The organism is Pantoea sp. ARC270, assembly GCF_003236725.1.
GTDB lineage: Bacteria > Pseudomonadota > Gammaproteobacteria > Enterobacterales > Enterobacteriaceae > Pantoea > Pantoea anthophila.
The window spans coordinates 50,220-67,705 of sequence record NZ_PUGA01000022.1; the positions used below are offsets into that span (position 1 = coordinate 50,220).

The 17,486-nt window shown below is 59.2% G+C and carries 11 protein-coding genes; 6 read left to right on the top strand and 5 right to left on the bottom strand.

The window, feature by feature from the left end; all coding sequences use genetic code 11:
- The first annotated feature begins 7 nt into the window (after nucleotides 1–7).
- Nucleotides 8–1,579 (top strand): TerC family protein, encoded by a 1,572-nt coding sequence (locus CKF42_RS11600; RefSeq protein WP_058956686.1) that lies wholly within the window; start codon nucleotides 8–10, stop codon nucleotides 1,577–1,579.
- A 13-nt stretch (nucleotides 1,580–1,592) separates the two neighbouring features.
- Here CKF42_RS11600 and asmA read toward each other — a convergent pair whose 3' ends face one another.
- The 3 genes from asmA to udk all read right to left on the bottom strand — a co-directional run bounded on the left by asmA (nucleotide 1,593) and on the right by udk (nucleotide 4,733).
- Nucleotides 1,593–3,416, bottom strand: coding sequence for an outer membrane assembly protein AsmA (gene asmA, locus CKF42_RS11605; protein WP_058956687.1), 1,824 nt, complete (start codon nucleotides 3,414–3,416; stop codon nucleotides 1,593–1,595).
- A gap of 12 nt (nucleotides 3,417–3,428) precedes the next feature.
- Nucleotides 3,429–4,010: a dCTP deaminase gene (gene dcd, locus CKF42_RS11610; protein ID WP_009089244.1), complete on the bottom strand. Its 582-nt coding sequence runs from the start codon at nucleotides 4,008–4,010 to the stop codon at nucleotides 3,429–3,431.
- An 81-nt stretch (nucleotides 4,011–4,091) separates the two neighbouring features.
- Nucleotides 4,092–4,733 (bottom strand): uridine kinase, encoded by a 642-nt coding sequence (gene udk / locus CKF42_RS11615; protein ID WP_009089240.1) that lies wholly within the window; start codon nucleotides 4,731–4,733, stop codon nucleotides 4,092–4,094.
- 284 nt (nucleotides 4,734–5,017) lie between these two features.
- Here udk and CKF42_RS11620 point away from each other — a divergent pair, with 284 nt between their 5' ends.
- The 3 genes from CKF42_RS11620 (at nucleotide 5,018) to yegD (ending at nucleotide 10,559) form a co-directional block, all read left to right on the top strand.
- Nucleotides 5,018–5,632 (top strand): phosphatase PAP2 family protein, encoded by a 615-nt coding sequence (locus CKF42_RS11620; protein WP_009089238.1) that lies wholly within the window; start codon nucleotides 5,018–5,020, stop codon nucleotides 5,630–5,632.
- A gap of 163 nt (nucleotides 5,633–5,795) precedes the next feature.
- Nucleotides 5,796–9,131, top strand: coding sequence for a diguanylate cyclase (locus tag CKF42_RS11625; protein ID WP_111208250.1), 3,336 nt, complete (start codon nucleotides 5,796–5,798; stop codon nucleotides 9,129–9,131).
- A gap of 75 nt (nucleotides 9,132–9,206) precedes the next feature.
- Entirely contained in the window at nucleotides 9,207–10,559 is a 1,353-nt protein-coding gene (gene yegD, locus CKF42_RS11630; protein ID WP_111208251.1) for a molecular chaperone, read from the top strand.
- 218 nt (nucleotides 10,560–10,777) lie between these two features.
- Here the strand turns inward: yegD and CKF42_RS11635 are convergent, their stop codons facing one another.
- Together CKF42_RS11635 and CKF42_RS11640 are read right to left on the bottom strand one after the other, a co-directional pair.
- Nucleotides 10,778–12,121: a carbohydrate porin gene (locus CKF42_RS11635; RefSeq protein ID WP_167428794.1), complete on the bottom strand. Its 1,344-nt coding sequence runs from the start codon at nucleotides 12,119–12,121 to the stop codon at nucleotides 10,778–10,780.
- A 208-nt stretch (nucleotides 12,122–12,329) separates the two neighbouring features.
- Nucleotides 12,330–13,289: an aldo/keto reductase gene (locus tag CKF42_RS11640; RefSeq protein ID WP_009089229.1), complete on the bottom strand. Its 960-nt coding sequence runs from the start codon at nucleotides 13,287–13,289 to the stop codon at nucleotides 12,330–12,332.
- A 240-nt stretch (nucleotides 13,290–13,529) separates the two neighbouring features.
- On the opposite strand from CKF42_RS11640, the gene CKF42_RS11645 reads away from it, so the two are divergent.
- Complete coding sequence (locus tag CKF42_RS11645; RefSeq protein WP_058956690.1) at nucleotides 13,530–14,762, top strand: MdtA/MuxA family multidrug efflux RND transporter periplasmic adaptor subunit; 1,233 nt, start codon at nucleotides 13,530–13,532, stop codon at nucleotides 14,760–14,762.
- The coding region (locus CKF42_RS11650) for an MdtB/MuxB family multidrug efflux RND transporter permease subunit (protein ID WP_111208252.1) at nucleotides 14,762–17,486 on the top strand (2,725 nt) is incomplete at its 3' end. The genes CKF42_RS11645 and CKF42_RS11650, both read left to right, overlap by 1 nt.

Genomic DNA, 17,486 nt, shown 5'->3' on the forward strand with positions numbered 1-17,486 from the left:
ACACGAGATGCTGGACGTAATGGCGGATCCCTCGCTCTGGGCAGGATTAGTAACGCTAATCGTTCTGGAACTGGTTTTAGGTATCGACAATCTGATCTTCATCGCCATTCTGGTTGAAAAACTTCCCGGACCCCTTCGTGACCGGGCACGCGTGATCGGACTGCTGCTGGCGCTGCTGTGCCGGTTGCTGCTGCTGGCTTCGCTCTCCTGGCTGGTTACGCTGAAGGAACCCTGGGTTACGCTGGCGGGCCATCCCTTCAGTGCGCGCGATTTGCTGCTGCTGTCAGGCGGGATTTTCCTGCTATTTAAGGCCACAACAGAGTTGAATGCGCGGCTGGAAGGCCATGATGAAGAGAGCGGTCAACAAAAAGGCGGCGCTAAATTCTGGCCGGTGGTGGCGCAGATTGTGGTGCTGGACGCCATCTTTTCACTGGATGCCGTGATTACGGCCGTCGGGATGGTCAACGACCTGCCGGTCATGATGATTGCGGTTACCATTGCCATTCTGCTGATGCTGCTGGCCAGTAAGCCCTTAACCCGCTTTGTGAACAGCCATCCGACGATTGTCATCCTCTGCTTAAGCTTTTTACTGATGATTGGCTTCAGTCTGGTGGCAGAGGGCTTTGGCTTTGTGATCCCGAAAGGGTATCTCTACGCCGCCATTGGCTTCTCGGTAATTATTGAGGCGCTGAACCAGCTGGCTCACTTCAACCGCAGGCGGGTCCTCTCGGCGGGTCGCCCGCTGCGTCAGCGAACGGCGGAGGCGGTGCTGCGACTGCTGCGTGGCGCGGCGGAACCGGCGGAGCTGGACGCAAAGACCTCGTCACTGATTGCAGACAGCGATGACAGCATGCTGTTTAACCGGCAGGAGCGGGTGATGATTGCCCGGGTGCTGGGTCTGGGTCAGCGCCACGTCAACAGCATCATGACCTCGCGCCATGACGTCGAACATATCGATCTCAGTGACGACCCGGCAGAGATCATGTCACGCCTTGACCGCAATCAGCACACGCGGATCCTGATTACCGACCACTCCAGCGAACCGCTCGGCGTGGTTCACGTCATCGATCTGCTGCATCAGTCACTGCACAACGTGTCGCTCGACCTGCGCGCCCTGATCCGCCAGCCGCTGGTGTTTCCTGAACGCCTGACGCTGCTGCAGGCGCTGGAGCAGTTTCGCCAGGCGCACACGCACTTCGCCTTTGTGGTGGATGAGTTTGGTTCGGTGGAGGGTGTCGTCACCCTGAGTGATGTGATGGAAACTATCGCCGGCAATCTGCCGAACGAAGCCGGTGAAATCGACGCCCGTTACGATATTCAGATTCTGGCTGAAGGCCATTGGGTGGCTAACGGCCACATGCCACTGGAAGATCTGGCGCTCTACGTGAAGCTGCCGCTGGATGAGCAGCGCGACTATCATACGCTGGCAGGATTACTGATGGATAAGCTGCAACACATCCCGCAGGCCGGCGATGCGCTGCAGCTGGGCGACTATCTGCTAAAAACCCTGCAGGTTGAAAACCACCGGGTTCAGAAGGTGGAGATCCTCTTCCAGCCCGCCGCTGATGATGAGGTGTAAGGCACTGCGCCCGTTACGGGCGCAGGATTTTCTTCAGGTTCTGTTTGTTCTCGTCATCTTTCTGACGATCGATCCACTGATTGAGCCGGGATTTCGCTTCACTCTGTAACCGGTCACGCAGCACTGCATCCACCGGCAGTGAATATTGCAGACTGTCCCAGTCGCCATACATACGCAGCGGAATCGGCTGAGCAGACAGCGTCTTCACCAGCGCGTCGTCACCCTGCCAGCCACTAATTTTCAGACCCAGCGTGACATCCAGCTGACGCTGCGCCAGATCCACCCTGCCCGCGCCCTGTAAGCCGAGATCCTGACCATTGCCTTCGATATCGCTGAAGCTGAGCACACCTTTATTCAGGGCGACCTGCGCACTGATCGACTCAATGCCTTCATCGGCCTTCTCTGTATTGCTGACTTTGTCGCTCACCCGCGCCACGGCGCGCTGCACCATCTGCTGAAGGTTAATCTGAGCCAGCTTCAGGTTACTGGCGCTGATCGTCGCCCTGCCCTGCCAGCGACGTTTGGCCGCCTCGACATTCAGCGTGTCGCCGGCCAGTTCGCCATCAAGACTCAGATTGCCCTGCAGACTCTCCGGCAGCGCAAATGCCTTCAGCAGCGGCTGAATGGCAATCAGCCGGAGCTGGGGCTTCAGGGCCACCTGCGTCTCCGGCTGACGGATATCAATGCTGCCGGGGATCGAGAAGCTGCCATTGCCCAATTTGCCGCGCAGGGTGTTCAGGGTCATCAGCCCCTGCTGGTTGCTGGCATCGACGGTGAGGCCGGTGAGCGACAGTCCGCGCCAGACCGCACTGTCCGCCTGTAATTTCAGGGCCAGATCCATCTCGTTCAGCGGGGAATCGGCATTGCGGGTTTCACGCGGCGCAGCAATCACCGGCGACCGTGCGACGGTCGCGCGCTGCACGCCGGGCGTCTCGGCAACGGGGGCACCGTTCAGCAGATTATCGAGGTTCAGCGTGGTCGCTTTCAGATCCAGCGCCAGCCGCTGCGGCGGCGCAATATGGCCCTCACCCTGACCGGTCAGCGTGGTGTCATTAGCCGTGAGTTGCAGGTTGCTGAAGGCAAACTGCTGGCGGTCGCCATTCCATTCGCCCTGCAGGGTCAGCGAACCTTTAATGCCCTGAGGCGGGATATCGGCACCGGAAAGGGTGTAATCAAACTGCTGGAGCTGGCCGGTGAGACGATGAGGATACTGGGCGGCATCCAGCTGACCTTTGAGGGTGACAGTGGCGTTGCGCTGGTTGCGCATCAGCGTGGTGCTCAGCGCCAGCGTCGCCTGCTTGTTCGCGTCCTGCTCCATGTTCATGTTGAGGTCGCGAAAATTGTATTCGTCGCCGCCTGGCTGCTGCCAGATCAGCAGGCTGTCTGCCACCTGCAGTTTCGCGATGTCAAACGACCAGCCGCCGGAGGGAGCAACCGGATCGGCATCACGGGGTCCCTGGGGGGCATTTTTGCTCAGCCGGGCAGCGCTGTCTGGCGTGACGCGCACCACCGCATTTTTCAGCAACACCTGGCTGACGCTCAGCTGATGGGATAACAGCGGCCAGAGATCCACATCCAGCCGCATATTGTCGGCCGAGACCAGCGGCTGGCTGGCACCCGGCGCGGTCAGACTCATCCGGCCGGAGAGAATGCTCAGCTGCGGCCAGACGTGCCAGCGCAGATCGCTGCTGACCTGAAGCTGATAACCACTGCGTTGTTCGACCTGCTGCACCATATAGGCACGGAAGTCGTTGGGATTGACCAGCAGTACCAGCGCGCTCATTCCCGTTACGACCACCACTAACAGGATGGCCAGCGTGGTTATCACTCTTTTCATCAAATCCTCAGATCAGTCTTTGTCGATACGACTGGCGTCAGCGCCCTGCTGACCCCGATATTTGGCATCTTCACGACGGTTATAAGGGCGTGCAGCCGGGCCAGAAAGCGGCTCGAAACTCAGCGCGCCGATAAGCATACCGGGACGCAGCGCCAGCGGCAGTTTACCGGAATTGTAGAACTCCAGCACGATCCGGCCCTGCCAGCCGGGATCGATGCGGTGCGCCGTGACATGCACCATCAGTCCGAGCCGGGCCAGCGAAGAGCGACCATCCAGCCAGCCCACCAGATCGTCCGGCAGCGTCACCGACTCCAGCGTTACCGCCAGGGCCAGCTCACCCGGATGCAGGAAAAAGGCTTCGCCATCCGCCAGCACGATCTCATCGCTCATCACGCGATCCAGTGCCGCGCTCACTTCCTGTTTCGGGCCGCTCAGATCGATAAAGGCTGCGGTATGACCGCTGAAGGTACGGAACTGATTGCCCAGGCGCACATCGACCGTGGCGCCGTTGATGCGCTCGACCGGCGGACGCGGCTCAATCGCCAGCTTGCCGCTGTCCAGCCAGGCTTCGATATCGCGATCGCATAATCTCATTGCGGTAACTCCATGACATGAGTGTAGCAAACCGGCAGGCGTGCCTGCCGCCGGTCTGCCTCACGTCCTCAGGGACGTGAACTATTCAAAAAACTGGTTGATTTTCGCCTTGAGGATATCGATGGCGATACGGTTCTTCCCGCCGCGTGGCACGATGATATCCGCGTACTGCTTAGACGGTTCGATAAACTGCAGGAACATCGGACGCACGGTCTTCTGATACTGGCTCATTACCGAATCCATGGAGCGGCCACGCTCATTGACGTCACGTTTCATACGGCGCATCAGACAGATGTCGAGCGGCGTGTCCACGAAGATGGAGAAGTTGAGCTCCTGGCGCAGGCGCGCGTCGGTCAGCAGCAGGATCCCCTCAAGGATAATTACCTTCTTCGCCTTGAGGATCTGCGTTTCCTGGGTGCGGGTGTGCTCGACATAGCTATACACCGGCAGCTCAATATCCTGCCCGGCTTTGACGGCCTGCAGATGCTGCAGCAGTAAATCATGATCCATCGCGCTCGGATGGTCATAATTGGTTTTAACCCTCTCTTCCATGGTGAGGTGACTTTGATCTTTGTAATACGCATCTTCCGGGATAACCCCGATATGCTCGCCACCAACCTGATCACGGATTTCACGATAGAGCGTGCTGGCAATTAAACTTTTACCGGATGCGGAAGCGCCGGCAATGCCTACAATCACGCACTGATGGGACTTGTCAGTCATACTTTTTTAAGACCTGATAACTGGAGCCTGCCACTGGTCACACATTACGCGGGCAGCTGACGGGCCGAAATGGAGAGGGTGTGTTCGCGCTAAGTATAGGGATTTCGGCCTTTTGATGCCAGAGAAATGGCGTCTGCGACTTTTCAGACTTTCTCCTTTGGACGCCACTCATTTCACCGATAAACTAGTGTCACCCCCTACTCAGAAAAAAATGGCCTGCGCAGCGGGCCGTTCAGATAACCCGTGTCGCGAACGTGACGACCGAATGATGCATCAGGAGTTGTATGCACTGGAAGACTTTGACCTATTTTGGCGACAGCATGCTGTTGATTCCGACAGCGGTGATTATTGCGCTGATTCTGCCGTGGAAGAGTGATAACCGTCTTACGGTGTTTTACTGGATTGTGGCATTTGGCCTGGCCGGTCTGACCGTCAGCCTTTCTAAAATTCTGTTTCTGGGCTTTGGCATCGGCAGCGCCCGCTTCAACTTTACCGGCTTCAGCGGTCACAGCGCCATGTCTGCCACCCTGTGGCCAGTGATGCTGTGGCTGATCTCCGGGCGCTGGCCTGCGCTGCTGCGCGTGGCGGCGATTGGCGTTGGCTATCTGATCCCGCTGATGGTCGGTTTCTCCCGTCTCGTTATCCACGCACACTCGAAAAGTGAGGTGGCGACCGGTCTGCTGCTGGGCTTCACGCTGAGCACCGCGTTTCTGATCTCCCAGCGCCGCACCGCGCTAAAGGGCTTCAGCTGGCCGCAAATCGGGGCCGCGCTGCTCGTGCCGTTTGTCCTGATGAGTCACGGTCGCGTTGCCACTACCCAGCAGTTTCTGGAGCGCTTCTCTGCCAGCCTGGCGGGTCTGGAAAAACCCTACACCCGGGCCGATCTTTTTCGCCAGTAATCAACAGGCTGCCCATCGATATTTCCCTGCCCGTCAATTCGCTGAATAACGGGCAAACTCGATTTCCTCCCTTTTTTCTTTGCCGAATGTGCTAGCATGCAGTCAGAGAATGACCGGTGCCTGATTCGCCATTGCGGAGCTCTGCACCCTGCCGGAAGTCTGCATGACGATTGAGATCTTTGCCCCGCAAAATAGCACACCTGGCCACTGGCTCTCGGCCCTGCTCCTGGGCTGTGCGGTATTTGTCCTGACGCTGTTCTGTCTTGAACTGATCGTGGTGAGCGTGAAAATTTCACCGCTCTGGTTCCCGACCACCTTCATGACTATTGTGGTGTTTCGCTGCCCGCTACGTCAGCTGCCGCTGCTGCTGACGGCCTGCGTGCTCGGCACCGCAGCCGCTAATGCCATCGTCATCGGCCCTGCCCTCGCTAACATTAAATTCGCCCTGCTCAACCTGGTGCAGGCGGGCGTGGGCGGGATGCTGCTGCGCGCCCTGCTCGATCGGCGTGCGCCGCTGAATTCGCTGCACGACTGGGCACGGCTGGTGCTGTCGGTGGGCATTGTGACCCCGCTGCTCGGCGGGCTGCTGGCGCTGTGGATGCTCAGGGTTAGCGGGCACGCGTCGTTTCCCTTCTTCTATACCTGGGTGATCTCTGAAATCATCGGCATGCTGGTGTTAGGCCCGATGTTACTGCTGATGCCGTGGCCGCTGCGGCGCGCGCACTTCAGCGATCTGCGTCCGGCGGAGTGCGTGCTGACGCTGCTTATCACTTTAGGCGCCAGCTACCTGGCACTGCGTTTTATGCCGTGGCCCTTTACCTTTATCGTGGTGATCCTCTTCTGGTGCGCCGTTCGCCTGCCTAAGCTGCAGGCGTTTGTGCTGTTCTTCCTCAATGCCAGCTTTATCGCATTATTGCTGGCCTGTAACCTGGTCAGCGTGGTGAATAACAACACCGCGCTGGGCCCGGTCTCCAGCTGGTTACCCTTCCTGCTGGTCCTGATCCCCAGCCATATTATGTCGCTGGTGATGGATGCGTTCCGGCGCGAAAAGCTGCATATCACCGACAGTGAAACTCGTTTCCGTCATGCGATGGAGTACTCCGCGATCGGTATGGCGCTGGTCGCGCCGCAGGGTAACTGGCTGCAGGTGAACCGTTCGCTTTGCCAGATCCTGGGTTATCCGGCGGAGGAGCTGAAGCGGCTGACGTTTCAGCAGATTACCCATCCCGACGATCTGGCTCTCGACCTGCAGCAGGTAAACCAGCTGCTGGAAGGTGAGATTGATACCTACACCTTTGAAAAACGCTATTTCCGCAAGGATGGTGAGATCGTCTGGGCGCGGCTGACGGTGTCGCTGGTGCGTGACGGCGACACGGCACCGCTCTATTTTATTGCGCAGATCATCGACATCTCCGAGCTGAAAAAGAGCGAGCAGGTAAACCGGCGCCTGATGGAGCGCATCACGCTGGCGAATGAGGCGGGCGGCATCGGCGTCTGGGAGTGGAACCTGCTGACCGGCGAGATGCTGTGGGACAAGCGCATGTACGCCCTGTTTGGTCTGGCTCCGCATGAGTCGCCCAGCTATGACCTCTGGCTCCATCTGCTGCATACCGCCGATCGCGAATATGCCGCATTGACGGTGCAGCAGGCGATAGAGCTGCGCAGTGCGTTCCATATGGAGTATCGCATCGTGGACGCGCAGGGTCAGCGCTGGATCCGCACGCAGGCGAACCGGCAGCTGAGTAAAGAGGGCCGTATCGAGCGTATGCTCGGCATCTGTCAGGACATTACGCCGCTGCGCGATCTTAATGAAGCGCTGTTTCAGGAGAAAGAGCGCATGGCGATCACCCTGGACTCGATCGGCGAGGCGGTGATCAGTACCGATGAAGCGATGCGCGTGGCCTTTATGAATCCGGTGGCGGAGAAGATGAGCGGCTGGTCTCAGGAGCAGGCCGCCGGCAAGCCGCTGAGCGAGCTGCTGCACATCACCCAGGGACAGACCGGCCCTGAGGTGGAGAATCTGCTTCTATGCCAGTTACCGCCAGAAAAAATCACCCCCGATCTGGATGAAGATCTGGTGCTGCACACCCCGGATGGCGGCCATATCGATATTCACTACAGCATTACGCCACTGCGCTCCGAAGCGGGTCTTGAACAGGGCGCGGTGATGGTTATTCAGGATGTGAGCGAGTCGCGAAAACTGATGAAGCGCCTGAGCTACAGCGCGCTGCATGACACCCTGACACGTTTGCCTAACCGGGCCAGTTTTGAGCTGCAGCTTAAGCGACTGCTGTTTGACGCGGCTGAACATCATCATCAGCACGTGCTGGTGTTCATCGACCTGGATAAGTTTAAAGCGGTCAATGACAGCGCCGGCCATGCTGCGGGCGATGCGTTACTGCGGGAACTCTCAGAGCTGATGCAGCACCATCTGCGCAGCAGTGATTTCCTGGCCCGACTGGGCGGCGATGAGTTTGCCCTGCTGATGGCCGACTGTCAGGTCGACCAGGCGCGTGACGTGGTGCAGCGGATTGTGGCCGCCGTAAACGACTATCGTTTCCAGTGGCAGGAACGCCGCTATCAGGTGGGGGCGAGCGCGGGCGTCACACAGATTTCCGCTGACAACTGTGTCAGCGGTGATGTGCTGTCGCAGGCAGACATCGCCTGCTACAACGCCAAACGCAGCGGGCGCGGACGGCTGGTCGTCTTTGAACAGCATCGTCTGCCGCTGCCGGGCAACCCTCAGGGAGTGGATGCTGCGATGATTGATGCGCTGCAAATTGAGCTGCCCGCCTGGGCTGTCGCCCCGCCTAAAACGCCTCAGTCAGCCTTTATCTGGCTGCTGGAGGTCCAGCTGTTGACTGCGGAGGGGATTCTGGTGGATGAAGCCCTGCTGCGTCATAACCTGCCGGATGAAACGCTGCGTCGCCGGCTCGATAGCAATATCATCGAGGCCTTTTTCCGCCAGGACGTCGGGACGCTGAATAAAAAAGGGATCCCGGTGATCCTGCCGCTGAGTGAAGAGCTGCTCGGTGACGCCGCTTTTGTGCAGCAACTCTGTCAGCGCTTTGTCGCCGCAGGTCTCGCCAGCAGCCGCTGTGGTTTTGCTTTCCCGGCCGCCAGCGTACTGAGCAAAAGCGATCGGTTCTATACCGCGCTGTTGCAGCTGCGTGAGTGTGGCTGTCGCATCGCGCTGCATCATTTTGGCCGCAATCTGGACGCCTTTAATCTGCTGAGTGACGAAGTAGTCGATTACCTGGTGCTGGCACCGGAACTGGTTGCTAACGCCCACACCAGCCTGATGGATGAGATGCTGCTGACCATCATTCAGGGCCAGGCAACGCAGCGCCATATTTCGGTGCTGGCGGGTCCGGTTTCCGTTCCGGCGGTGCTTAGCACGCTGGCTGATCTTGACGTCGATGGCGTCTGGGGCAGTGCGGTAACCGAGCGTCAGCCGCTCCGTTCCCTGGCGGAAGATCGCCTCTTTGCTATCCGCTGATTCCCGCGCTGGCTGCTTGCCACCCTGCTGAAGCTGCGCTAAAGTCGCCCCCTTTTTTCCGGCATGGGGGCGAAAATGTTCATAGGATTCGATTACGGCACGGCTAACTGCTCCATTGCAGTGAGCGAAAATGGCTCGCCGCGTCTGTTAACGCTGGAAAATGGTCAGCGTCTGCTGCCGTCAATGATCTGTGCCCCGACCCGCGAGTCGGTCAGCGAATGGCTCTATCGTCATCATCAGGTGGCAACCCCTGACAGTGAAACCACCGCGCTGCTGCAGCGCGCGCTGCGTTACAACCGCGAAGAGGATATTGAGGTTCAGCCCGGCAGCGTGCAGTTTGGTCTGACCGCCCTGCAGCACTATATGGTCGATCCCGAAGATGTCTGGTTCGTTAAATCCCCCAAATCCTTTCTGGGTGCCAGTGGCCTGAAGCCACAGCAGATCGCCCTGTTTGAAGATCTGGTCTGCGCCATGATGCTGCACATCCGCCAGCAGGGTGAAAGCCAGCTCGGGCAGACCCTCGATCAGGCGGTGATCGGTCGCCCTGTCAACTTCCAGGGGCTGGGTAGCGATGAGTCGAACCAGCAGGCAGAGGGTATCCTGCTGCGTGCCGCCCACCGCGCCGGATTCCGTGACGTTGAGTTTCAGTTTGAACCCGTCGCCGCCGGACTCGATTTCGAAGCGACACTGCAGCAGGAGACGCGGGTGCTGGTGGTGGATATCGGCGGCGGCACCACCGACTGCTCGATGTTGCTGATGGGCCCGCAATGGCGCAACAGAGCCGACCGTCGTGAAAGCCTGCTGGGCCACAGTGGCTGTCGCGTCGGCGGTAACGATCTGGATATCATGCTGGCCTTTAAGACGCTTATGCCGCTGCTGGGTCTGGGCGGCAACACTCAGAAGGGCACCGCCCTGCCCGCGCTGCCGTGGTGGAACGCGATTGCCATCAACGATGTGCCGGCGCAGAGCGACTTTTACAGCGCCGCCTGCGGGAAATGGCTGCGGGATTTAGTGCGTGACGCAGAACAGGGTGACATCGTGGCGCGTCTGCTGAAAGTGTGGCAGCAGAAGCTGAGTTACCGCCTGGTGCGCGCGGCGGAAGAGAGCAAGATTGCGCTGTCAGACGCCCCGGTGCATACCGCCTCACTCGACTTCGTGGCCGCCGCGCTGCAGACAGACGTGAGTGTGGGTCAGCTGCAGGAGGCGATCAGTCAGCCGCTGGAGAAAATTCTTGAGCAGGTGCAGCTTGCCTTAGCCACCAGCCAGATTAAGCCTGATGTCATTTACCTGACGGGCGGCAGTGCGCGTTCGCCTCTGCTGCGCGCGGCGCTGCAGCAGACGCTGCCCGACACGCCGATTGCCGGTGGCGATGATTTCGCCTCGGTCACGGCCGGTCTGGCCCGCTGGGCAGAGGTGTTGTTCCGCTAGGCTGGCACTGTAATACTAAAAACGGCACCTGAGGGTGCCGTTTTTGTTTGCGGATAACCGAGAGCAGGCTCAGGGAGCCTGCGCCTTTCGCAAAGACGCAAAACCCGCCATCCCTGGCGGGCTCAGCGCGGGCCATCCCTGGCCCGCTATGCTTTGCTACTGGCGCAGACTCCCATCACTTTACGTCTAGAAGTCGTCTGTTCAGGTGTTATTGAAGATCAGAAGGCAATATTGGCGCTGATACCGCCGATAAAGGCATCTTTGACTTCACTCACCGCACCGGGTGCCACCACATACTGCAGGTTAGGTCGCAGTGACATCCAGTTCGTCACTTTGGCGTTGTAGTAAACCTCATAGTTGTACTCTGACCCTTCCTGAATCGGCAGATAGGTCGGGCTGTCAAAGCGGCTCTCACCATTGGCCTGATTCTGCTGACGCAGGGAGCGGGTATAGTCGCTGTTCACATGAATGCGTGATGCGCCTACGCCAATCTCATCCTGCGGACGGGCATCAAACGGACCGGTCCAGGTCAAGGCGACAGACTGGTAGTTGTCGGTTTTCGAGGTCTTGTGATCGTTCATCACAGCCTGTACCCGCACGCCCAGACCACGATTCACATCGCCATCCTGCGCGGTCAGCTGCTGTTGTAACAGCAGATAGCCGCCATAGGCGTGAGCCTGATCCTGATAGCCGCCGTTGCGCCAGCTGCCATAAACATCGCCATCCACTGACGAGTAGTAGTAGCCGATGCGGTAGTTACCCGGTAATTTTTCCGGCCCGAACGTCGGTTTCCAGCCCAGTTCGACCGGCACCAGATTGCCTTCAGAGTTGCTGGTATCGAGCCGGAAGCCATCGCCGCGATCGTAGTTGGCGCGGTTCTGGTTGTAGAAACCTACCTGGAAGAACAGCTCAGGCGTCATATTGATTTTTACCCGACCGCCCCACTGCGAGACCGGCCAGTTGAACCAGCGGTCGCCGCGCCAGTTACCCGCCTGGCCGCTGCCCAGCGCCAGGTTCTGGAACAGGTTGCCGTCGAAGTTATCGAAGTCCTCGCCCACGGTGACCCGCCCGGCTTTCAGATCAACCACATCGTTGAACAGCCCTTTGCGCAACCAGAACTGCGTCAGCCGCCAGGTCTGACCGCGACCGTACACCTCCTGAACCGATGAGAGCATACCGGTGCGTTTATCCGCCACCTGCTCAGAGAGATTCTGTCCGTCGCGGTTAGTGACGGTCATCTGAAACTCTGCATCCTGCCAGTTCAGCAGTTTTTCCAGGTCGAAGTTGGTGCCAAACGTCCACTGATCGCTGTAGCGCATGGTGGTGTTGGTATCTGCGCCGCCACCCAGATTGGCGGCACTTTCCATGGTGTAGTTAACGTCAAACTTAATCCCTTCGTCCTGCAGCTGCGTTCGGTAACCGTCCCAGTCACCAAACATCCATTCGGAATCCGGGCTCAGAGCGTCAGCGGCCATAGCGGGCGCGGAGAGGATAGCCAGGATCAGGGTGCCGGTTGCCACACGGCGCAGCGGAAAAGCGTGCTCTGCTTGTCTGTTTTTCATGGTGCGTTTTCTTATGTGAGTGACAGGAAGTGACGCGCAGAGGATAGTGCTGGATAAGCTTCAGTTTTTGTAAATACGTGCGCATAATTTCCTGAAACATCAGTTTATTAACGCATTTGTGATCGGGATCGCTGAATGGTTACTCTGCGGGCAGAATGCGCATTTTTTGACAGGCGTAATCGATAAAGGGGCGCTAGCGCCCCCTGAATCAGCGGCTGGCCTCGTCCAGCTGTGCAATCTGCTCTGGGGTCAGGGTCAGCTGTGTCGCCCCCACCAGGTCGTCGATCTGCTGAAGCGAGGTGGCGCTGACGATCGGCGCGGTAATCCCGGGACGGGCAATCTGCCAGGCGAGTGCGACCTGCGTCGGCGTCACCTGATGCGCCTCGCTGATGGCATCCAGCGCGTCGAGAATCCGCAATCCGCGCGGATTGAGGTATTTCTCTACCACGCCCTGCCCCCGTGCGCTTTTTCCGGCATCAGCCGCATCACGGTATTTGCCACTGAGAAAACCGCTCGCCAGCGAGTAGTAGTTGATGACGCCCAGACCCTGTGCCATGACCACCGGCTCAAGCTCCGATTCATAGGGCTGACGGTCATAGAGGTTATATTCAGGTTGTAAGGTTTCATAGCGCGCCAGCCCCTGGCTCTCACTCACCTGCAATGCCTCCTCAAGCCGCGCCGCACTGTAGTTAGAGGCCCCGATGGCGCGCACTTTCCCTTCCCGGATCAGGCTGTCGAAGGCACTCAGGGTGTCGGCCAGCGGCGTATCCTGGTCGTCGCGATGCGCCTGATAGAGATCGATATAGTCAGTCTGTAACCGCCGCAGTGAATCTTCGACCGCCTGGCGAATATATTGCGGCTTCAGCCCGGTTTTCTCGGGTGACAGCTCCATGCCGACCTTGGTCGCCAGTACGATCTGGTCACGTTTACCGCTTTTTTTCAGCCACTCACCAATAATGGTTTCCGATTCTCCCCCTTTGTTGCCCGGTGCCCAGCGGGAATAGACGTCGGCGGTGTCGATAAACCAGAGTCCTTTCTCCACCAGCGCATCCAGCAGCGAAAAGGAGGTCGGCTGATCCACCGTCCAGCCAAATACATTACCGCCAAACGTCAGTAACGGCACCGCGATACCACTGTCACCTAACTGCCGGGTTTGATTCTGACTCATCCTCTGCTCCTTATTTGCCTGATAAAGGGTCTTTATTTCAGCATAGCAAAGGGATTTTCATGGCTTAATGACGATTGTGCTGCGATTAATGAAAGAACAGGCATAATTACGCCGTCCTGACAGATATCCTTAATTCCTTCAATTTCTGCCTGTCAGAGGCGACTACACTCTGTCGTTTGCAGGCTACCCCTTTGATGCCTGCGCCTGGGACTACGTCACTGCTGGAGAGCATCAACAATCATGAGCACCCGACATCCTGTTATGAAAAAAACCCTGATCGTGCTGGCCCTGATCGCCGTGGCCGCTGGCGGCTATTACGTCTGGCAGCGCCCCGCTGAGCCGCAGAGCAGCCAGAGTGGCTCGCCAGCCCCACGCGGTAAGGGTGGCGATGACGGCGCACGCCGTTCGCTGGCACCGGTTCAGGCCGCTACAGCGACCCGCCAGAGCGTGCCGCAATATCTGAGCGGTCTCGGCACCGTCACCGCCGCCAATACCGCCACGGTGCGCAGTCGGGTGAATGGCGATCTGCTGGCGATCCATTTTACCGAAGGTCAGCAGGTCAAAGCGGGCGAGTTGCTGGCGGAAGTCGATCCGCGACCTTATCAGGTAGCCCTCACCCAGGCGCAGGGCCAGCTGGCGAAAGATCAGGCGACGCTGGCTAACGCCCGCCGGGACCTGGCACGCTATGAAAAGCTGGCGAAAACGTCGCTGGTGTCGCAACAGGATCTGGATACCCAGCGCTCACTGGTCAGCGAAACGCTCGGCACGCTGAAAGCCGATGAGGGCAGTGTCGCCAGTGCGCAGCTTAACCTCACCTACAGTCGGATCACCGCACCCATTGCCGGTCGGGTTGGTCTGAAACAGGTGGATGTCGGCAACTACGTGACCAGCGGCGACACCAACGGCATTGTGATCATCACCCAGACGCAGCCGATCGATGTGGTCTTTACCCTGGCAGAAAACAGCATCACGCCGATTCTGAAAGCGCAGAAAAGCGGTGAGCCACTGCTGGTGGAAGCCTGGGATCGCAGTAACCAGAATCTGATTGCCAGCGGTAAGCTGCTGAGCCTGGACAACCAGATTGATGTCACCACCGGCACCATCAAAATCAAAGCGCGTTTTGACAATCAGGATGACACGCTCTTCCCCAACCAGTTCGTCAATGTGCGCCTCAAGGTCAACACCCTGCAGGATGCGATTGTGATCCCGCCTGCCGCACTGCAGATGGGCAACGAGGGCCACTTTGTCTGGGTGGTTAACAGCGACAACAAGGTCAGTAAGAAAAGCGTGATGGCCGGGCTGCAGGACAGCCAGAAGGTGGTGGTCAGCGCCGGTCTGGAAGCGGGTGAGCGTGTCGTCACCGACGGTCTGGATCGCCTGACTGAAGGTGCGAAAGTCGAGGTCGTGACCGCCCAGAGCAGTGCACCGGGCAGCAGCCGGGCCACCCTGCCGTCAAAAGGAGAGCGTGAGTAATGCAGGTCATGCCTCCCGATCACAGTGGCGGGCCGTCACGGCAGTTTATTCTGCGTCCGGTTGCCACCACGCTGTTGATGATTGCGATTTTACTGGCCGGGGTGCTGGGTTATCGCTTCCTGCCGGTGTCGGCCCTGCCAGAAGTGGACTATCCGACCATCCAGGTGGTCACGCTCTACCCGGGCGCCAGCCCGGATGTGGTCACCTCTTCCATTACCGCCCCGCTGGAGCGCCAGTTTGGCCAGATGTCCGGTCTGAAACAGATGGCGTCGCAAAGCGCGGGGGGCGCCTCGGTTGTGACCCTGCAGTTCCAGCTGTCGCTGCCGCTGGATGTGGCTGAGCAGGAGGTGCAGGCCGCCATTAACTCCGCCACCAACCTGCTGCCCAACGATCTGCCCAATCCACCGGTCTACAGCAAAGTGAACCCGGCCGATCCGCCGATCATGACGCTGGCGGTCACCACCAGCAGCATGCCGCTGACGCAGGTTCAGGACATGGTGGAAACGCGGGTGGCGCAGAAGATTTCTCAGGTCAGCGGCGTCGGCCTCGTCACCCTGTCGGGCGGTCAGCGTCCGGCCGTGCGGGTAAAAATGAATGCCCAGGCGCTGGCGGCGCTGGGTCTGACCAGCGAAAGCGTGCGCACCGCGATCAGCAATGCCAACGTCAACTCCGCCAAAGGGAGCCTGGATGGCCCGACCCGCTCAGTCACCCTGTCAGCCAATGACCAGATGAAATCTGCCGAGGATTACCGCCAGCTGATTATCAGCTACAAAAATGGCGCACCGGTGCGGCTTGGCGATGTGGCGACCATCGAACAGGGCGCGGAAAACAGCTGGCTGGGTGCGTGGGCCAACCGCGATGCGGCGATTGTGCTCAACGTTCAGCGTCAGCCCGGAGCCAATATCATCGCCACCGCCGACAGCATTCGCGCCATGCTGCCTGCGCTGACGGCGACGCTGCCAAAATCGGTGGAGGTGAAACTGCTCACCGACCGCACCACCAATATCCGCGCGTCGGTCAGTGACACACAGCATGAGCTGATGCTGGCGATGGCGCTGGTGGTGATGATTATCTACCTCTTTCTGCGCAATGTGCCGGCCACCCTGATTCCGGCAGTCGCCGTGCCGCTGTCGCTGATCGGCACCTTTGCCGCGATGTATTTCCTCGGCTTTTCGATCAACAACCTCACGCTGATGGCGCTGACCATCGCCACCGGCTTTGTGGTCGACGATGCCATCGTGGTGATTGAGAACATCTCACGCTATATCGAGAAAGGAGAAAAGCCGCTCACCGCTGCGCTGAAAGGGGCTGGCGAGATCGGTTTTACCATCATCTCCCTCACCTTCTCGCTGATTGCGGTGCTTATCCCGCTGCTGTTTATGGGGGATGTGATTGGCCGCCTGTTCCGCGAATTTGCCGTGACGCTGGCAGTGGCGATTCTGATTTCTGCCGTGGTCTCGCTGACGCTGACGCCGATGATGTGCGCCAGAATGCTGAGCGCAGAGTCGCTGCGCAAACAGAACCGTTTCTCCCGGGCCAGTGAGGCGATGTTTGACCGCATCGTGGCCGTTTACGGTCGCGGCCTGAGCCGGGTGCTGAATCATCCCTGGCTGACGCTGTCGGTGGCGCTGGGCACGCTGGTTCTGACCCTGGTGCTCTGGATGGTCATCCCCAAAGGCTTCTTCCCGCAGCAGGACAACAGCATTATTCAGGGTACGCTGCAGGCTCCCCAGTCTGTTTCCTACGCCAGCATGGCGCAGCGCACCCGCGACGTCGCCTCGGTCATCATGAAAGATCCGGCGGTGCAGAGCCTGACCTCCTTTGTCGGCGTGGATGGCACCAACGCCTCGCTGAACAGCGCGCGGCTGCAGATCAACCTGAAACCGCTGGATGAGCGCGATGACCGTATTCCTGAAATCGAGCAGCGCCTGCAACAGCAGGTCAGTCAGCTGCCGGGCGTCCAGCTGTGGCTGCAGGCGGTGCAGGATCTCACTATCGATACGCAGGCGAGCCGCACCCCCTATCAGTTCACGCTGCAGTCGGGTTCCCTGTCGTCGCTCAGCACCTGGGTGCCCGCCCTGCTGAACCGGCTCAGAACCCTGCCGCAGCTGCGCGATGTCAGCAGCGACTGGCAGGATCAGGGGCTGGAAGCCTACGTCAATGTCGATCGCGACAGCGCCAGCCGCCTCGGCATCAGCATGGCGGATGTCGATAATGCGCTCTATAACGCCTTCGGCCAGCGACTGATCTCTACCATCTACACCCAGGCCAATCAGTATCGCGTGGTGCTGGAGCAGGACAATCACGCCACGCCAGGCCTGCAGAGCCTGGACGCGATTCGCCTGAACAGCAGTGACGGCGGCAGCGTGCCGCTGAGCGCCATTGCCCGCATCGAACAGCGCCATGCGCCCCTCAGCATCAGCCATCTCGACCAGTTTCCTTCGGCGACCTTCTCTTTTAATGTCGCTGACGGCTACTCGCTGGAAGATGCGGTGAAAGCGGTGTCGCAGGCTGAAGCAGATCTGGGGATGCCTGCGGAGATGATGACCCAGTTCCAGGGCAGCACCCTGGCGTTTGAAGCGGCGCTGAGCAGCACCGTCTGGCTGATTGTGGCGGCGATTGTCGCGATGTATATCGTGCTGGGCGTGCTCTATGAGAGCTTTATCCACCCCATCACCATCCTCTCCACCTTGCCCACGGCCGGTGTCGGCGCGCTGCTGGCAC